The 16,986-nt window shown below is 64.7% G+C and carries 16 protein-coding genes; 9 read left to right on the forward strand and 7 right to left on the reverse strand.

Translation table 11 applies throughout. The features are described from left to right. The first annotated feature begins 24 nt into the window (after positions 1–24). On the forward strand, positions 25–579 hold the full coding sequence (locus tag ACLV74_RS19135; RefSeq protein ID WP_411880999.1) for a DUF4124 domain-containing protein: 555 nt from the start codon (positions 25–27) through the stop codon (positions 577–579). On the opposite strand, the gene ACLV74_RS19140 is transcribed toward ACLV74_RS19135, so the two are convergent. Beyond that, positions 566–1,522 (reverse strand): LysR family transcriptional regulator, encoded by a 957-nt coding sequence (locus ACLV74_RS19140; RefSeq protein WP_411881000.1) that lies wholly within the window; start codon positions 1,520–1,522, stop codon positions 566–568. The two genes, ACLV74_RS19135 and ACLV74_RS19140, sit on opposite strands and share 14 nt — an antisense overlap. 133 nt (positions 1,523–1,655) lie before the next feature. On the opposite strand from ACLV74_RS19140, the gene ilvD reads away from it, so the two are divergent. Continuing rightward, the gene (ilvD, locus tag ACLV74_RS19145; protein ID WP_411881001.1) at positions 1,656–3,356 is read left to right on the forward strand and encodes a dihydroxy-acid dehydratase; all 1,701 of its coding nucleotides are present in this window, start codon (positions 1,656–1,658) and stop codon (positions 3,354–3,356) included. 145 nt (positions 3,357–3,501) lie between these two features. On the opposite strand, the gene ACLV74_RS19150 is transcribed toward ilvD, so the two are convergent. Beyond that, the gene (locus ACLV74_RS19150; RefSeq protein WP_411881002.1) at positions 3,502–3,750 is read right to left on the reverse strand and encodes a TIGR04438 family Trp-rich protein; all 249 of its coding nucleotides are present in this window, start codon (positions 3,748–3,750) and stop codon (positions 3,502–3,504) included. 127 nt (positions 3,751–3,877) lie between these two features. On the opposite strand from ACLV74_RS19150, the gene ACLV74_RS19155 reads away from it, so the two are divergent. Beyond that, positions 3,878–4,192, forward strand: coding sequence for a c-type cytochrome (locus tag ACLV74_RS19155; protein ID WP_411881003.1), 315 nt, complete (start codon positions 3,878–3,880; stop codon positions 4,190–4,192). A 189-nt stretch (positions 4,193–4,381) separates the two neighbouring features. Here the strand turns inward: ACLV74_RS19155 and acs are convergent, their stop codons facing one another. Continuing rightward, positions 4,382–6,379, reverse strand: coding sequence for an acetate--CoA ligase (acs, locus tag ACLV74_RS19160; RefSeq protein WP_411881004.1), 1,998 nt, complete (start codon positions 6,377–6,379; stop codon positions 4,382–4,384). Between the two features lie 151 nt (positions 6,380–6,530). On the opposite strand from acs, the gene ACLV74_RS19165 reads away from it, so the two are divergent. Continuing rightward, complete coding sequence (locus ACLV74_RS19165; protein WP_411881005.1) at positions 6,531–7,145, forward strand: YqhA family protein; 615 nt, start codon at positions 6,531–6,533, stop codon at positions 7,143–7,145. A gap of 4 nt (positions 7,146–7,149) precedes the next feature. Here ACLV74_RS19165 and nhaA read toward each other — a convergent pair whose 3' ends face one another. From nhaA to ACLV74_RS19180, 3 genes are all read right to left on the reverse strand, one after another. Then, positions 7,150–8,346, reverse strand: a complete 1,197-nt coding sequence (gene nhaA, locus ACLV74_RS19170; RefSeq protein WP_411881006.1) for a Na+/H+ antiporter NhaA — start codon at positions 8,344–8,346, stop codon at positions 7,150–7,152. 155 nt (positions 8,347–8,501) lie between these two features. Continuing rightward, entirely contained in the window at positions 8,502–9,899 is a 1,398-nt protein-coding gene (fumC, locus tag ACLV74_RS19175; RefSeq protein WP_411881007.1) for a class II fumarate hydratase, read from the reverse strand. Positions 9,900–9,999: 100 nt separating this feature from the next. Beyond that, positions 10,000–10,461 carry a guanylate cyclase gene (locus ACLV74_RS19180; protein ID WP_411881008.1) on the reverse strand — a complete coding sequence of 154 codons (462 nt, stop codon included), beginning with the start codon at positions 10,459–10,461 and terminating at the stop codon, positions 10,000–10,002. 150 nt (positions 10,462–10,611) lie between these two features. Between ACLV74_RS19180 and ACLV74_RS19185 the strand changes: the two genes are divergently transcribed. Then, a complete protein-coding gene (locus ACLV74_RS19185; protein ID WP_411881009.1) occupies positions 10,612–12,162 on the forward strand; it encodes a fumarate hydratase in 1,551 nt (516 codons plus the stop codon). Positions 12,163–12,280: 118 nt separating this feature from the next. Then, a complete protein-coding gene (gene murI, locus ACLV74_RS19190) occupies positions 12,281–13,111 on the forward strand; it encodes a glutamate racemase (protein WP_411881010.1) in 831 nt (276 codons plus the stop codon). Positions 13,112–13,117: 6 nt separating this feature from the next. Here the strand turns inward: murI and ACLV74_RS19195 are convergent, their stop codons facing one another. Next, positions 13,118–14,023: a LysR substrate-binding domain-containing protein gene (locus tag ACLV74_RS19195; protein WP_411881011.1), complete on the reverse strand. Its 906-nt coding sequence runs from the start codon at positions 14,021–14,023 to the stop codon at positions 13,118–13,120. A 131-nt stretch (positions 14,024–14,154) separates the two neighbouring features. Here ACLV74_RS19195 and ACLV74_RS19200 point away from each other — a divergent pair, with 131 nt between their 5' ends. The 3 genes from ACLV74_RS19200 to ACLV74_RS19210 all read left to right on the forward strand — a co-directional run. Further along, entirely contained in the window at positions 14,155–14,742 is a 588-nt protein-coding gene (locus ACLV74_RS19200) for a hypothetical protein (protein ID WP_411881012.1), read from the forward strand. Positions 14,743–14,798: 56 nt separating this feature from the next. Beyond that, complete coding sequence (locus ACLV74_RS19205) at positions 14,799–16,394, forward strand: rhodanese-like domain-containing protein (protein WP_411881013.1); 1,596 nt, start codon at positions 14,799–14,801, stop codon at positions 16,392–16,394. Positions 16,395–16,450: 56 nt separating this feature from the next. Further along, positions 16,451–16,986 (forward strand): Bug family tripartite tricarboxylate transporter substrate binding protein (locus ACLV74_RS19210; RefSeq protein WP_411881014.1); only part of this gene is annotated, 536 nt, incomplete at its 3' end.

Raw genomic sequence — 16,986 nt, forward strand, 5'->3', positions numbered from 1 at the left:
CCGGACTCCACCATGCCACGCTCCTTGCGCCCCGCCTTCCTCTTCAGCCTTCTAGGCCTGCTGTTCATGCAAAACGCCGCAGCACAGGTTTACCAATGCCTTGATGCGAGCGGCAAAAAAGTGTTTTCACAAATGCCTTGCGCGGCCCAAGGGGGCAACGGCGAAAAGCTCATCATGCGCGCCCCCGCCGGTGCCGCACCGGTAAAAGGCGAGTCGGGCGTGCTCTACGGAAACGGTGGTGGAGCCGCCGCACCCAAGGATTGGGCGGCGGAAAACGCGGCGGCGAATGCGCGGGCAATGGCCGCTGAGATATCCGCTGGCGGGTCGCGCCAGGCGCCCTCTGCCTTGGGCGGCCTGCGAAAGCCGGCAACCACAGCCGCCAACGCCACCAACCAGCAGATCATTGCCAGCTGCGAGGCCAACCACGGCGCCCGCTGCAGCAGCGCTGGCGAAATCGCCCAGCGCCGGATGGAGCAACGCGAACTCACGCCGTCGGAACGGCAGCAGCAGCAAAGCGCGGTGGCCGCGCGCCGGCAACGCGAACGGGAAGAAGCGTTTGAGCGGTCTATTCGCCGATAAACGCCATGAAACGCGCCAGCGCCGGGTTGGCATTGGCGGCGGGCCAGACCAGGCTGGTTTCGCAGCCCGGCATGGCGGGCACCCGCGTCTTGCCCGACCGGACCGCCGGCACGCCGCGATAGACAACCCCCGGCCGCTGAAATTGCCGCACGCTCTCAGGCACCCAGGCAATGCCCAAACCGGCTGAAACCAGGTTCACGATGGTCTGCATCTGGATGGCTTCCTGGGCGACCTGCGGCAAATGCCCCGCTGCGTGGTACATCGCAAAAATGGCGTCGTAGAGCGAAGGCACGATGCGCCGCGGAAAAATCACCAGGGGCTGGCCCAGCAGGTCGCCCAATGCCACATCCGCCTTGCCCGCCAGCGCGTGCTGCCCGGGCACGGCCACCACCAGGGGCTCCTGGCTGATGCGCCTGCGGGCCAGGCCGGTCGGCGCGAAGCCCGGGGAATGCAGCATGAAACCCGCGTCGATCTCGCCGCGCTCAAAGGCCTGCAATTGCACGTCGCCGGTCGCCTCGATCAGCTCCAGCTGCACCTTGGGGTAATGCTCGCGAAAGGCCAGCACCCAACGCGGCAACAACTCAAAACCCACCGTGGAGACAAAAGCCAGCCGCAAGCGGCCCGCCTCGCCGTCGGCGCTGGCGCGCGCATACGCCGGCAAGGCCTGGGCGCGCGCCAGCAGGTCGCGCGCCTCGGGCACAAGGGCGGCGCCCGCCGCCGTGAGCTGCACACTGCGTTTGGTACGGTCGAAAAGCCGGACGCCGAGCAAGGCCTCCAGCTGCGCGATCGCCTGTGTGAGCGGCGGCTGGGTCATGTTCAGGCCGCGGGCCGCGCGGCCGAAGTGAAGTTCCTCGGCGACGGCCAGGAACTGGCGCCACAGGCGGAGCTCGATCAGGGGCGGTTTGCGGGAAGCCGTATCCACGGTGCTGAGAACATCTTTCATATGTAATACATATTAATAGATGATAAATAATGGATTGGAAAGAATCAATCAAAGCACGCATACTCTGCTTTTCCGACAACAGCCCGGGCCGTACCCAGGGCAGCCCAGCAGAAACCACCACGAGAGACACCCCATGAACACCAAAACCGTCAACATCGTCGCCAACCCGCGCAGCAGGAACATCACCGAGGGCAAGTCGCGCGCGCCCAACCGCTCCATGTACTACGCCATGGGTTATGAGGCCGACGACTTCAAGAAGCCGATGATCGGCGTGGCCAACGGCCACAGCACCATCACGCCCTGCAACAGCGGCCTGCAAAAGCTGGCGGACGCGGCGATTGCCGGCATCGAGGAAGCCGGCGGCAACGCGCAGGTGTTCGGCACACCCACCATTTCCGACGGCATGGCCATGGGCACGGAAGGCATGAAGTATTCGCTGGTGAGCCGCGAAGTGATCTCGGACTGCATCGAAACCTGCGTGCAGGGCCAGTGGATGGACGGTGTGCTGGTGGTCGGCGGCTGCGACAAAAACATGCCCGGCGGCCTGATGGGCATGCTGCGCGCCAACGTGCCGGCGATCTACGTCTACGGCGGCACCATCCTGCCGGGCACCTACAAGGGCAAGGACCTCAACATCGTCAGCGTGTTTGAAGCCGTGGGCGAAAACGCCGCCGGCCGCATGAGCGACGAAGACCTGCTGCAGATCGAGCGCCGCGCCATTCCCGGCACCGGCAGCTGCGGCGGCATGTACACGGCCAACACCATGTCCAGCGCGTTCGAGGCGCTGGGCATCTCGCTGCCCTACTCCAGCACCATGGCCAACCCCCACGACGAGAAAATGAACTCGGCGAAAGAATCGGCCAAGGTCCTGGTTGAAGCCATCAAGAAGGACATCAAGCCGCGCGACATCGTCACCAAGAAGGCGATTGAAAACGCGGTGGCCGTGATCATGGCGACGGGCGGCTCCACCAACGCCGTGCTGCACTTCCTGGCCATCGCCCACACGGCCGGTGTCGAATGGACGATTGACGACTTCGAGCGGGTGCGCCAGCGCACGCCGGTGCTGTGCGACCTCAAGCCCTCCGGCAAATACCTTGCCGTCGACCTGCACCGCGCCGGCGGCATTCCGCAGGTCATGAAGACCTTGCTGGCCGCCGGCCTGCTGCACGGCGATTGCCTGACGATTTCCGGCCAGACCATTGCTGAAACCCTCAAGGACGTTCCGGAAGTCCCGCGCGCCGACCAGGACGTGATCCGCCCCATCGACAAGCCCATGTACGCCCAGGGCCACCTGGCCATCCTCAAGGGCAATCTCTCGCCTGAAGGCTGCGTCGCCAAGATCACCGGCCTGAAGAACCCCGTCATGACCGGCCCGGCGCGCGTGTTTGACGACGAGCAGTCGGCCCTGGCCGCGATTCTGGCCGGCAAGATCAAGGCCGGCGACGTGATGGTGCTGCGTTACCTCGGCCCCAAGGGCGGCCCCGGCATGCCGGAAATGCTGGCGCCCACCGGCGCGCTGATAGGCGCCGGCCTCGGCGAAAGTGTGGGCCTGATCACCGACGGCCGTTTTTCCGGCGGCACCTGGGGCATGGTGGTCGGCCACGTCGCACCCGAAGCCGCCGCGGGCGGCAACATCGCCTTCATCAATGAAGGCGATTCCATCACCATCGATTCCAGGCAACTGCTGCTGCAGCTGAACATCAGCGATGCCGAACTGGCACAACGCAAGGTCGGATGGAAGGCGCCGGCGCCGCGCTACACACGCGGTGTGCAGGCCAAGTTCGCGTTCAACGCTTCCAGCGCCAGCAAGGGCGCGGTGCTGGACGACTATTGAGCTTCTGACTACTGTCCGCTGAAATGGCAAGAGCCCGTGAAGTTACAGACTTCACGGGCTCTTTGCTTTGGGACACCTCGTCTTTGACACGAGTCGGATAAATTGAATGGCGTGTCTGGAATGAAAGGACTTGATGCAGCGAGGTTTACTTCTTCCGCTTCTTGGCCGAGAGCATGCCCATGGCGTCACGCTGTTTGTCGATGCGGTCCTGCTTGCGTTTTTCCATTTTTTCAATTTCCTTGCGTTTGGTGTAGCCCGATGCGTCAGCCCAGGCCCACCAGACGACGGCAAGCGCAAACGGCGACAGCACGATGAACCAGCTCAAGGTGGCAACCGGCCCGATCTCCAGGTATTTGAGCAGCAGCGCGGCAATACCAATCAATAACAAATACATGCTTCTCTCCAGAAAATTTCGGTCAGCACCCAAGGGGTATCCCCTTGAAACAAGGGTCAACCGGCACCACTACAATCACGTTGATTGACTGTAACCGAATCCATAACTTCCCCCACGAGGACAATCCATGAAACGCATTCTTTCAGCAATCGCTTTTGTGACCGCGGGTTTTGCCGTGGCTACGCCCGCCCTGGCAGACCTGCAACTGGCCACCGCCAAGAACTGCATGGCTTGCCACGCCATCGATAAAAAACTGGTGGGCCCCTCCTACAAAGATGTCGCCGCCAAGTACGCCGGCCAGAAAGACGCCGCCGACAAACTCGCCGCCAAGATCATCAAGGGTGGCTCGGGCGTCTGGGGCCCTGTGCCCATGCCCGCCAATGCGCAGGTCAACCCTGAAGAAGCCAAGAAACTCGCAGCCTGGGTCCTGGCAACCAAATAAGCGGCTCGCAAGCCCACAAAAAAGCCCGTCATCGACGGGCTTTTTTCATGCCTGGTTCAGATTCACATCACTGCTTTTCAGACAGCTGATCGAGGATGGCGGGGTTTTGTGGCCACATCACATCGCTTCGCGATATGAGTGTCCCCTTCCCCCGCCACAGCTTCGCTGGCGCGGCTTCGCCGCCCTCGATCACTGCTTTTCAGACAGCTGATCGAGGATGGCGGGGTTCTCAAGCGTGGACGTATCCTGCGTGATGGTCTCGCCCTTGGCGATGCCGCGCAGCAGCCGGCGCATGATCTTGCCGCTCCGTGTTTTCGGCAGGTTGTCGCCGAATCGGATGTCCTTGGGCTTGGCGATGGGGCCGATTTCCTTGCCCACCCAGTCGCGCAATTCCTTGGCGATGGCCTTGGCCTCTTCGCCCGTGGGGCGTGAGCGCTTGAGCACCACGAAGGCCACGATGGCCTCGCCGGTCAGGTCGTCAGGCCGGCCCACCACGGCGGCTTCAGCCACCAGCGTGGAATGCGCGACCAGCGCCGACTCGATCTCCATGGTGCCCATGCGGTGGCCCGACACATTCAGCACGTCGTCGATGCGGCCGGTGATGCGGAAATAACCGTTGTCGACATTGCGCACCGCACCGTCGCCGGCCAGGTAGATGGTGCCGCCCATTTCTTCGGGGAAATAGCTCTTCTTGAAACGCTCCGGATCGTTCCAGATGGTGCGGATCATGGACGGCCAGGGGCGCTTGACGACCAGCATGCCGCCCGCGCCGTTAGGCAGGTCCTTGCCGGTTTCGTCGACGATGGCGGTCATGATGCCGGGCAGCGGCAAGGTACAGCTGCCGGGCACCAGCGGCGTCGCGCCGGGCAGCGGCGTGATCATGTGGCCGCCGGTCTCGGTTTGCCAGAAGGTGTCCACGATGGGGCAGCGCTCGCCGCCCACGTTTTTGTAGTACCACATCCAGGCCTCGGGATTGATGGGCTCGCCGACGGATCCCAGGATGCGCAGGCTGCTGAGGTCGGAGCGGGCCGGGTGCACTTTTTCGTCGGCCTCGGCGGCCTTGATCAGCGAACGGATGGCAGTGGGCGCCGTATAGAAGATCGTGACCTTGTGTTTTTCGATCATCTGCCAGAAGCGGCCGGCGTTCGGGAAGGTCGGGATGCCTTCAAAGATGATCTGCGTCGCGCCGGCCGCCAGCGGGCCGTAGGCCACATAGGTATGGCCGGTGATCCAGCCGATGTCGGCCGTGCACCAGAACACGTCGGCCGGCTGGATGTCGAAGGTCCAGTCCATCGTGAGCTTGGCCCAGAGCAGATAGCCGCCCGTGCTGTGCTGCACGCCCTTGGGTTTGCCGGTCGAGCCCGAGGTGTAGAGGATGAAGAGCGGGTGCTCGGCGCCGACAAATTCGGGCTCGCACACCGGCGCGGCCTTGGCCGTGATTTCGTGCATCAGGCTGTCGCGGCCGGCCACCATGTTGCAGGCCGTGGCGGTGCGCTGGTAGACGATCACGTTCTTGATCGACTCACAGCCGCCCATGGCGATGCCTTCGTCGACGATGGCTTTGAGCGGCAGTTCCTTGCCGCCGCGCAACTGGTAGTTGGCGGTGATGACGGCCACGGCGCCGGCGTCCTGGATGCGCTCCTGCAGGCTCTTGGCCGAGAAACCGCCGAACACCACCGAGTGCGTGGCGCCTATGCGCGCACAGGCCTGCATGGCCACCACGCCCTCGACCGTCATCGGCATGTAGATGATGACGCGGTCGCCCTTCCTGATGCCCGCGCCCTTGAGCGCGCTGGCAAACTGGCTGACCCTGGCGTGCAACTCCTTGTAGGTGACATTGGTGACCTTGCCGTCGTCGCTTTCGAAAATGATGGCTTTTTTGTTTTCGGTCGGCGTGCCGAGGTGGCGGTCCAGGCAGTTGTAGGAAGCGTTGAGTTCGCCGTCGGCGAACCACTTGTAGAAAGGCGCGGTGGATTCGTCCAGCGTCTTCGTGAAGGGCTTTTTCCAGCTCAGGTTTTCGCGCGCCAGGCGCGCCCAGAAACCTTCGAAGTCTTTTTCAGCTTCAGCGCACAGGGCGTTATACGCCGGCATGCCCGAAATGCGCGCCGCTTCCACGGTGGCGGGGGAAGGCGGGAAGATGCGATTTTCAACCAGGGTCGATTCGATCGCGGATTGGGGGGCGCTCATTGTTGATGTCTCCTGTTTGTCACTGAATGCGTGGTACTGTCTTCTGCCGCACTTACAAGCCACTGACTGGCTTGAACCTTACAAAACCTCAAAATTCCGGGGCCGGCCAGCCTGCCCTCTACAATGCCGCAAACCCTCAGCTTACGCCATCATGACTGAACCTACCCAAGCCCCCGCCACCGCCAAAATCTCGCCGCTGCGCCCACTGCCCAACCTGATTTTCGCCAGCCGCTGGCTGCAGCTGCCGCTGTACCTCGGGCTGATCGCGGCGCAGGCGGTTTATGTGGTGCATTTCCTGGTCGAGTTGTGGCACCTGATCGAGGCCGCCTTCGGCAGCCAGACCGCCCTGCAGTCGCTGATCACCAGCATAGGCTACAAGACCACCACGCCGATTGTCTCCCTCAACGAGACGGTCATCATGCTGGTGGTGCTGGCCCTGATCGACGTGGTCATGATCTCCAACTTGTTGATCATGGTCATCGTGGGCGGCTACGAAACCTTTGTGAGCCGCATGAACCTCGAAGGCCACCGCGACCAGCCTGAATGGCTGAGCCATGTGAACGCGTCGGTGCTCAAGGTCAAGCTGGCCACGGCCATCATCGGCATCAGCTCCATCCACCTGCTGAAAACCTTCATCAACGCCGACAATTACACCGACCGCGTGCTGATCGCACAGACAGTGATCCACATCACCTTCCTGCTTTCGGCCATTGCGATTGCCTACACCGACAAGATCATGTCGGGCATCGCCGCGCAAAAGCACTGAGTGTTTACTCGGGCGCCTTTGCCGCCCCTGCGCTGCTACGCAGCAGCATCAACGCACCCAGCACGCCCGACAGCAGCGAGCCGCAGAGAACGCCCAGCTTGAGCTGCGTTTCATAGGCGGCATCCTGGCCGGCAAAGGCCAGCGCGCCTATGAAGAGGCTCATGGTGAAGCCCACACCGCACAGCAGACAGACGCCGAAGAACTGATTCCAGCCGGCCTCGGCGGGCAGGCGCGCGCCGGCAAATCGGATCAGCAGCCAGGAAGCGCCGAACACGCCAATCGCCTTGCCGAGGAGCAGGCCTGCCGTGATGCCCAGGGGCACGCTTTGAAGCAGCGTTCCCGGCGTCACACCCTGCAGCGACACACCCGCGTTGGCGAACGCAAACATGGGCAGCACGGCAAAAGCCACCCAGGGATGCAGCGCGTGTTCGGCCGTTTTGAGCGGTGAGCCGCCTTTGCCGTCCGACAGGGGAATCGCCAGCGCGGTCACGACGCCTGCCAGCGTCGCATGAATACCGGACTTATAGACAAAGAGCCAGATGACCAGGCCCACCATCACGTAGGGCCCGATCGCCATGATTTTGGCCCGGTTCAGGGCCAGCAGCACCAGCACGCCCACACCGGCGGCGGCCAGCGCCGTCACCGACAAGCCATCGGTATAGAAAAAGGCAATGATCAGGATGGCACCCAGGTCGTCAATGATGGCGACGGCCGTCAGAAACACCTTGAGCGATGCCGGCACCCGGCTGCCCAGCAGCACCAGGATGCCCAGCGCGAAGGCGATATCGGTAGCGGCCGGGATCGCCCAGCCGCGCATGGCAACAGGGTCACCCGCATTGATCGCCATGTAAATGAGGGCAGGCACCAGCATGCCGCCCAGCGCCGCACCGGCCGGCAACAAAGCCTGGCTGCGCGAGGCCAGCTCGCCTTCGACCAGCTCGCGCTTGATCTCCAACCCCACCAGGAAAAAGAACACCGCCATCCACAGGTCATTGACCCAGTGCAACAGCGACTTCGAAAGCACCAGCAAATCACCGCCTACACGCAACTCGCCGGGGAGCTGCACAAACCGGTTGTAAGCCTCACCCCACGGCGAGTTACTCAGAACCAGCGCCAGCACGGCGGCCAGCGCCAGGACCACGCCGGAAAGCGACTGCGAATTGATGAACTGGTTGAGGGTGCGATGGACAAATTTCAGCATGCCCCCATTCTCCCAGACACGCAGACTGACCGGCAGCAAACCGCCCCCCCGCCTCGGCCAAGCGGGGACCGCGAAACTGGCTTTGCCAGGCCGCAGGCGCCGCCCCCTGCAAGGGGGGAAGGCGCTACACGAAGTGAGCCTGGACGGGGGTGTGCCTACCTGCCGACCATGTTCTCAGGCACGACCCATTGGTCAAACTGCTCGCCCGTGACGTGGCCCGAGGCCAGCGCCGCATCGCGCAGGCTGGTGCCTTCCTTGTGCGCCTTTTTGGCGATATAGGCGGCCTTGTCGTAGCCGATGTGGGTGTTCAGCGCGGTCACCAGCATCAGCGATCGGTCCACCAGTTCGGTGATGCGTTCGCGGTTCGGCTCTATGCCCACGGCGCAGTGGTCGTTGAAACTCACCATGCCGTCGGCCAGCAGGCGCACGCTTTGCAAAAAGTTGTGCGCCACCATGGGGCGGAAGACATTGAGTTCGAAGTTGCCCGAGGCGCCGCCGAAGTTGATGGCGACGTCGTTGCCGAACACCTGGGCCGCCAGCATGGTGACGGCCTCGCTCTGCGTCGGGTTGACCTTGCCCGGCATGATGGACGAGCCGGGTTCGTTCTCAGGGATGCTGAGTTCGCCGATGCCGCTGCGCGGGCCGCTGGCCAGCCAGCGCACGTCGTTGGCGATTTTCATCATGCTGGCGGCCAGGGTCTTGAGCGCGCCGTGCGCATGCACCAGCCCGTCCACCGAAGCCAGTGCCTCGAACTTGTTGGGCGCCGTCACAAAAGGCAGGCCCGTCAGCGCGGCCAGTTCGGCCGCCACCTGCTCGGCATAGCCCTTGGGCGCGTTCAGGCCGGTGCCGACGGCGGTGCCGCCCAGCGCCAGTTCGCACAGGTGCGGCAAGGCGGCGCGCACGTGTTTTTCGCCATGGTCCAGTTGCGCGACGTAGCCCGAGAACTCCTGGCCCAGCGTGAGCGGCGTGGCGTCCTGCAGGTGGGTGCGCCCAATCTTGACGATGCCGTCGAAGTCTTTCGCCTTTTTTGCCAGCGTAGCGCGCAGTTTGGCAATCGCCGGCAGCAGCTTGTGCGTCATCGCCTCCACTGCGGCCACGTGCATGGCGGTCGGGAACACGTCATTGGACGACTGGCTGCGGTTGACGTCGTCGTTGGGGTGCACCAGCCGGCCTTCGCCGCGCTCGCCACCCAGGATTTCGCTGGCGCGGTTGGCCAGCACCTCGTTGACGTTCATATTGGTCTGCGTGCCCGAGCCCGTCTGCCAGACCACCAGCGGGAACTCGTCGGCGTGCTTGCCGGCGATCACCTCGTCTGCCGCGGCCACGATGGCCTTGGTTTTTTTCTCATCCTGCAAGCCCAAGGCGTGATTGACCTTGGCCGAGGAGCGCTTGACCTGGGCCAGCGCCTTGATGATTTCGCGCGGCTGCTGCTCGCCGGAAATGTCAAAGTTCTGCAATGAACGCTGCGTCTGCGCGCCCCAGAGTTTGTCCGCCGGCACCGCTATGGGGCCGAAAGTGTCGCGCTCGGTGCGCGTGCTGCTGCTTGTGGTCATGGAATGTCCTGCGCTGTCAAAAATGGGTTGAACCCGAAGTATGACGGCAGACGAGAAAGATTCTCATCCCAAGGGGTTTTGGGCTCCGCCCTGCCCTCGCTTACCTCAGGTAAGCGGGCAGCACCCGTGCGGCTTTCTGCAGGAATTCGAACTCCGAGTCCGCCAGGGACCGGGGCACAAAATCAAAGTGACACAAGGTGCCGAACAGCTCGCCCCGCGCGTCCAGCAGCGGCAGCCCGTGGTAGGACACGACAACGCCCTTGAAGGGGCTGCCGTCCACGCGGGAATCGGCACGCGTGTCCTCGGTCAGGAAGGCGCCGTCGCGCATGGCATGCTGGCAAAAGCTCTCGTCCAGCTGCACCACACCCAGCGATTCAGGCAGCAACGCGCCTTCACGGTCGAAGAGGTAAAGGTTGCGCACCGTCATGGCCTCGAGCCGGTAAATCGCGGTGCAGCGGTGCGTGACACGCCGGTTAAGGAAGGCCAGGCCGGCCATAACGCCCTCAGCGCCCAGGGCACGGGTGAAATCGGCGAGAGGGGAGGATTCAAGCAGTGCGGACATGTCTGGCAAGGACTATAGCCCCTACGTCAGCCTGACGGCAACGTCAAAAGACGCACGCCGGGGTTGCGGTGCCCCCGAGGGCCGATAATTGCGGGGTTTGCCCGAAATCCCAAAACGACCTCAAAAAACGACGACGCCCCCCATCCCACCATGACCACGATCAAGCAAGCCGACCTCATTGAATCCGTAGCAGCCGCCCTCCAGTACATCAGCTACTACCACCCCGCCGACTACATCGCCCACCTGGCGCGCGCCTACGAACGCGAGCAAAGCCCCGCCGCCAAAGACGCGATCGCGCAGATCCTCACCAACAGCAAGATGAGCGCCACCGGCCAGCGCCCCATCTGCCAGGACACCGGCATCGTCAACGTCTTCCTCAAAGTCGGTATGGACGTGCGCTGGGAAGGATTTACCGGCAGCCTGGACGACGCCATCAATGAAGGCGTGCGCCGCGGCTACAACCACCCGGACAACACGCTGCGCGCCTCGGTCGTGGCCGACCCGCAGTTCGAGCGCAAGAACACCAAGGACAACACGCCGGCGGTGATCTTCACCGAGCTGGTGCCCGGCAACAAGATCGACGTTACCGTGGCGGCCAAGGGCGGCGGCAGCGAGAACAAAAGCAAGATGGTGATGCTCAACCCAGGCGACTCGGTGGTTGACTGGGTGCTCAAGACCGTGCCCACCATGGGCGCCGGCTGGTGCCCGCCCGGCATGCTGGGCATAGGCATAGGCGGCACGGCCGAAAAAGCCGTGCTGATGGCCAAGGAAAGCCTGATGGACGACCTCGACATGTACGAACTGCAGGCCAAGTCGTCGTCCGGCGCGACGCTCACCAAAACCGAAGAGCTGCGCCTGGAACTGTTCGAAAAAGTCAACGCGCTGGGCATAGGCGCGCAAGGCCTGGGCGGCCTGACCACCGTGCTCGACATCAAGATCAAGATGTACCCCACGCACGCGGCCAGCAAGCCCGTGGCGATGATCCCCAACTGCGCCGCCACGCGCCACGCCCACTTCGTGATGGACGGCAGCGGCCCGGTCTACCTAGACCCGCCTTCGCTGGACCTGTGGCCCAACGTGAACTGGGCGCCCGACTACAACAAGAGCAAAAAAGTCGACCTCAACACGCTCACGAAGGAAGAAGTCGCCAGCTGGAAACCCGGGCAGACCCTGCTGCTCAACGGCAAGATGCTGACCGGCCGCGACGCCGCGCACAAGCGCATCAAGGACATGCTGGCCAAGGGTGAGAAGCTGCCGGTGGACTTCAGCGGCCGCGTGATCTATTACGTCGGCCCGGTCGACCCGGTGCGCGACGAAGCCGTGGGCCCGGCCGGCCCGACCACCGCCACCCGCATGGACGGCTTCACTGAAATGATGCTGGCCGAAACCGGCCTGATCTCCATGATCGGCAAGTCCGAGCGCGGCCCGGTCGCCATCGAGGCCATCAAGAAACACAAGAGCGCCTACCTGATGGCCGTCGGCGGCGCCGCCTACCTGGTCAGCAAGGCCATCAAGACCGCCAAGGTGGTGGGCTTCGCCGACCTGGGCATGGAAGCGATTTACGAATTCGACGTGGTGGACATGCCCGTCACCGTCGCGGTGGACTCGGGCGGCACCAGCGCCCACATCACCGGCCCGGCCGAGTGGCAAAAGAAGATTGCCACCGGCGAGTTCAAGCGGATCCCGGTTACCAGTGCCTGAACACCGTCGACATGCTTGAGTTCCCTCAACTTCAAGCAGGGACCGCGGAACCGGCTTTGCCGGGCCGCAGGCGCAGCGGCCCCCTCGGGGGGCAGGGCGCTACACGCAGTGAGCAACCGTGGGGGCAGTTTTGATTGGAGTCTTCGACAGCGGCGTGGGCGGCCTGAGCATCCTGCAGGCACTGCGCGCCGAACTGCCCCACGAAGACTTCGTCTACATCGCCGACAGCGGCCACGCGCCCTACGGCGAGCGCAGCGATGCTTACGTGCTGGCGCGTTCGCGCGCGGTCACCGCGCACCTGGCCCGGCAAGGCGTCAAGGCGCTGGTGATTGCCTGCAACACCGCCACGGCGGCGGCGATCGACCTGTTGCGTGCCGAACACCCCACCCTGCCCATCATCGGCGTGGAGCCGGCCCTCAAGCCCGCAACGCTGCTGAGCCGCACGCGCCGCATCGGTGTGATGGCCACGCGCAGCACCCTGGCCAGCGCGCGCTTCAAAACACTGCTGGCTTCTCTGGCGGGCCAGGCGACTTTTGTGCTGCAGCCCTGCGACGGCCTGGCCGGCGCGATCGAGCGCGGCGTGCATGCCGATGCCGGCCCCGAGAGCGCGGCCGAGATCATCGCCGCCTGCACCCGCCATGCGCGGGCGATGGGCGCGTTCGGCCCGGGCGATGGCGAGATGGACACCCTGGTGCTGGGCTGCACGCACTACCCATTTGCCGGCGAACACCTGCGCGCGCTGCTGGGGCCCCACATACGGCTTCTGGACACCGGTGCACCGGTCGCTCGCCAGACGCGCCTGCGCCTGGCGGCTGCCACGCAGGCGGATCCGGCGGGCCAAGGTGCGGGCCAGGTCAAACTGTTCACCACCGGCCAGCCGGCAGCGCTGCAGGCCGCAGCGCAGCGCTGGCTGCAATTGGGCAGCGCCGTGCAAGCGCTGCAGCTCTAGCAGCGCCTAGGCCGGAGTCTGCGGCTGCACCGCCGGCGGGCCCGGATCCGCCGCGCTGCGTATCAAGCCGAGGTTGGCCTTGAGCATGTCGAACACCTTGCGCGTGACCGGGTTGATGACGTTCCTGCGGATGAACAGGTAGTAGTCAAGGTCGGGCAAGCGCGGCAGGCCGTCGTTCTCACCCAGCACGCGCAGGTCGCTGCCCGCCGTCTCGATGCCGCGCGCGGTCACGCCCAGGCCGGCGCGCAACGCGGCCTTGATGCCGATCAGGCTGGAGGCGGTGTAGTTGGGCGACCAGGCGATGCCTGCGGCGTCCAGCGCCTCGCGTGCCAGCCTGTGGAACACACTGGGCCCGTCCACCAGGATCAGCGGCACCGGCTTGCTGCGGTCATGCACATAGCCGGCCGAGCACAGCCACACCGTGGGCGATGTGCGCAGCACCACGCCGTCCAGCGCCGGGTCCTTGCGGTTGGAAATGCTCATGTCGAGCTCGCCGCGCTTGAGCGATTCCATCAGGAAGGGGCTGCGCCCCACGTGAATGTCCAGCCGCAACAGCGGCGAGGCGCGCGCCACCTGGGCCAGCAGGGTCGGAAGCATGGTGTCGGCCACGTCATGCGGCGCGCCTATGCGCAGCACGCCTTCCAGATTGCCCTGCTGAAGGCTGCGCAAAGCGTCGTCGTTGATGGCCAGCAGGTGGCGTGCGTAATCGAGCAGCTTGTTCCCGTGCGGCGTCAGGCGCTTGCTGCGCCCCTGCTTTTCAAACAGCGGGTGGCCGATCTGGTCTTCCAGGCGCTGCATCTGCTGCGTTACCGCCGACTGGGTTTTACCCAGGTGCACGGCGGCGCCGGCAAAGCTGTCCTGCTCGTAGATGGCGACCAGGCTCCTCAGCAATTCCAGGTCTAGGGTTTTCATTCAGGAGGCTTCCTGGACAAGATCTTCATATTACAAATCCTAATGCATTTATCTCTATTTCTGAGTTGTTTCAGAAATATGACTTGACTACATTAGGTCCAGCAAACCGAAATTTCATTCAGGAAACGCCCATGAACGCAGCAACAGAGCGCAGCCAGATGGTTGACGCCGCCATTCAAAACATTAAAGTTATTGTTGGAACCGGCGAGGCAAGCCGACAGTCCCTGGACAAAGTGCTGGCGGTATTGAACCGGCTGGCGGGTCGCAAGGACCTGTGGAGCGACGCCGATTTCGCCGCACCCGTCAGCCCGGAATTGCAGGCCCGCTACCTGATCGCGGAGGACGCCGACCAGAGCTTCGCGCTTTACCTCAACGTGATGCGCCCCGGCAAACGCATCGTGCCGCACAACCACACGACCTGGGCCTGCATCAGCGCCGTGGAGGGCACCGAACTCAACCGCGTCTACGAACGCCAGGACGACGGCTCGGTGCCGGGCAAGGCGCGGCTCCAGGAAGTCAGCTCCGTCGTGGTCGAGCCCGGCACCGGCATCGCCCTGATGCCGGAGGACATCCACTCGGTGGAGATTCCCGCGGGCCAGGTGATACGCCACCTGCACATGTACGGCCGCGCGCTCGAGACCCTCACCTCGCGCACCAGCTACGACATGGAAAAAGGCACGTACGAAACCATGGGAATCGGCGTGCAGACGCGCCGCTGAGCGCCATCGTCTTTCTCCCTTCCCCCGAATTTTCTGACATCACACATCCCCTTTTCATGACACGTTTTGTAGACGCGGCCACGCTCAAAGCCTGGTTGCACGACGGCGAGGAAATCGCCCTCTTCGATGTGCGCGAGCACGGCCAGTACGGCCAGTCGCATCTGTTTTACGGCATCACCCTTCCCTACAGCCGGCTCGAACTGGACGCGCCGCGCCTGGCGCCGCGCAAGGGCGTGCGGGTGGTGCTGTATGACGACGACGGCGGCGGCGCCGCCCCACTGGCCGCGCAACGCCTCGCCGCGCTCGGCTACAGCGACGTGCAGGTGCTGCAAGGCGGCACCGCCGGCTGGCAGGCCGCCGGCTTCGCGCTGTTTGCCGGCGTCAACGTGCCGTCCAAGACCTTTGGCGAACTGGCCGAGCAGGTCTACCACACGCCCCGCGTCAGCGCGACCGAACTGGCGGCCATGCTGGAGCGCAAGGACGACGTGGTGGTGCTGGACGGGCGGCCGTTTTCGGAGTTCCGCAAGATGAACATCCCGACGGCGATCAGTTGCCCCAACGGTGAGCTGGCCCTGCGCATCCGCGACCTGGTCCCCAGCGAGAACACCCACATCGTGATCAACTGCGCCGGCCGCACGCGCAGCATCATAGGCGCGCAGACACTGATCAACCTGGGCTTGCGCAACCCCGTGTCGGCGCTTGAAAACGGCACCCAGGGCTGGTACCTGGCCGACCTGAAACTCGAACACGGCGGCACGCGCCGCTACCCCGATTCAGCCCGGCCCGGCGAGCCCGCCGGCATGCGCGCGGCGGCCCAGGCGCTGGCGGCCCGCTTCGGCGTGCCCGTGGTTGACGCGCAGACCGCGCGCGGCTGGGCCGGCGACACGCGGCGCACGCTCTTTTTGTGCGACGTGCGCAGCCCCGAGGAATTTGCGCGCGGCAGCCTGCCCCGCGCGCAGCACACGCCGGGCGGGCAGCTGATCCAGGCCACCGACCAGTACGTGGGCGTGCGCCAGGCCCGCCTCGTGTTGTTCGACGCGGACGGCATACGCGCGCTGACGGTGGCCAGCTGGCTGCGCCAGCTGGGCCATGACGCCAGCGTGCTGGGCCAAGGCCTGGCCAGCGGCCTGGCTTTGCCCGCCGCAACGTCCGTGGCCCTGCCCGCGCTGCCCGCCACCAGCGCGCGGGCGCTATCAGCCGGGCTGGCCGATGGCACCCTCGCCGCCATCGACCTGCGCCCCAGCATGCAGTTTCGGCAACACCATATCGCGGGATCGCGCTGGTCCATTCGGCCGCGTCTGGCGGCGCTGCTCGCCGGCGAACACCGCCCGGTGGTGTTGATTGCCGACGAACCCGCCGTGGCGGCCTGCGCGGCGGTCGACCTGCAGGCGCTGGGCCTGAAGCCCAGCCTGCTCGAGGGCGGTCTGGACGCCTGGCGCGCAGCCGGCTTGCCGCTGCAGGCGAGCGAAACCATTCCCGCCGACAACGACTGCATCGATTACCTGTTCTTCGTGCACGACCGGCACGACGGCAACAAAGAGGCCGCGCGGCAGTACCTGGCCTGGGAAGTCAACCTGATCGGGCAGCTTGATGCACAGGAACTCCAGGCCTACCGCCTGCCCGATGCCGTGCCCGGCCCTGCCGGCGCCTAGTCCTATTCATCCGTTTTTCATCCACCGCCCACTCACTTTTCTTCAGGAGCCCGCCCATGCTTGCCACGCTGAAATTTACCGCCGCCTCACTGTGCTGCGCCCTGCTCGCCGCGCACGGCGCCGCCTCCGCGCAGCCCATGCCGCAGGTCGGCGGCTTCCCGAACCAGGCCATCAAGTTCGTGTCGCCCTTCCCGGCCGGTGGCGGCAATGACGCCACGACGCGTTTCGTCACCAGCCGCCTGTCCGACGTCACCGGCCAGACCGCCATCGTCGACAACCGCGGCGGCGCCGGCGGCAACATAGGCGCCAAGGCCGTAGCCGACGCCAAGCCCGACGGCTACACCGTGCTCACCGGCCAGGTTTCGCTGATGGCCGTCAACCCCACGCTGTATGCGTCACCCGGCTTCGATCCGCTGAAGAACTTCCTGCCCATCACCCAGATCAACGCCGCGCCGCTGGTGCTGGTGGTGGCCGGCAACTCGCCGCTGAAAAGCTTTGCCGACCTGGCCGCGCAGACCAAAGCCCCCGGCGGGCGAGTCACCTACGCCACACCCGGCAACGGCACCCTTTCGCACCTGGTCGGCGTGGTCCT

The sequence above is a fragment of the Polaromonas sp. YR568 genome (assembly GCF_943369415.1).
Lineage (GTDB): Bacteria > Pseudomonadota > Gammaproteobacteria > Burkholderiales > Burkholderiaceae_C > Polaromonas.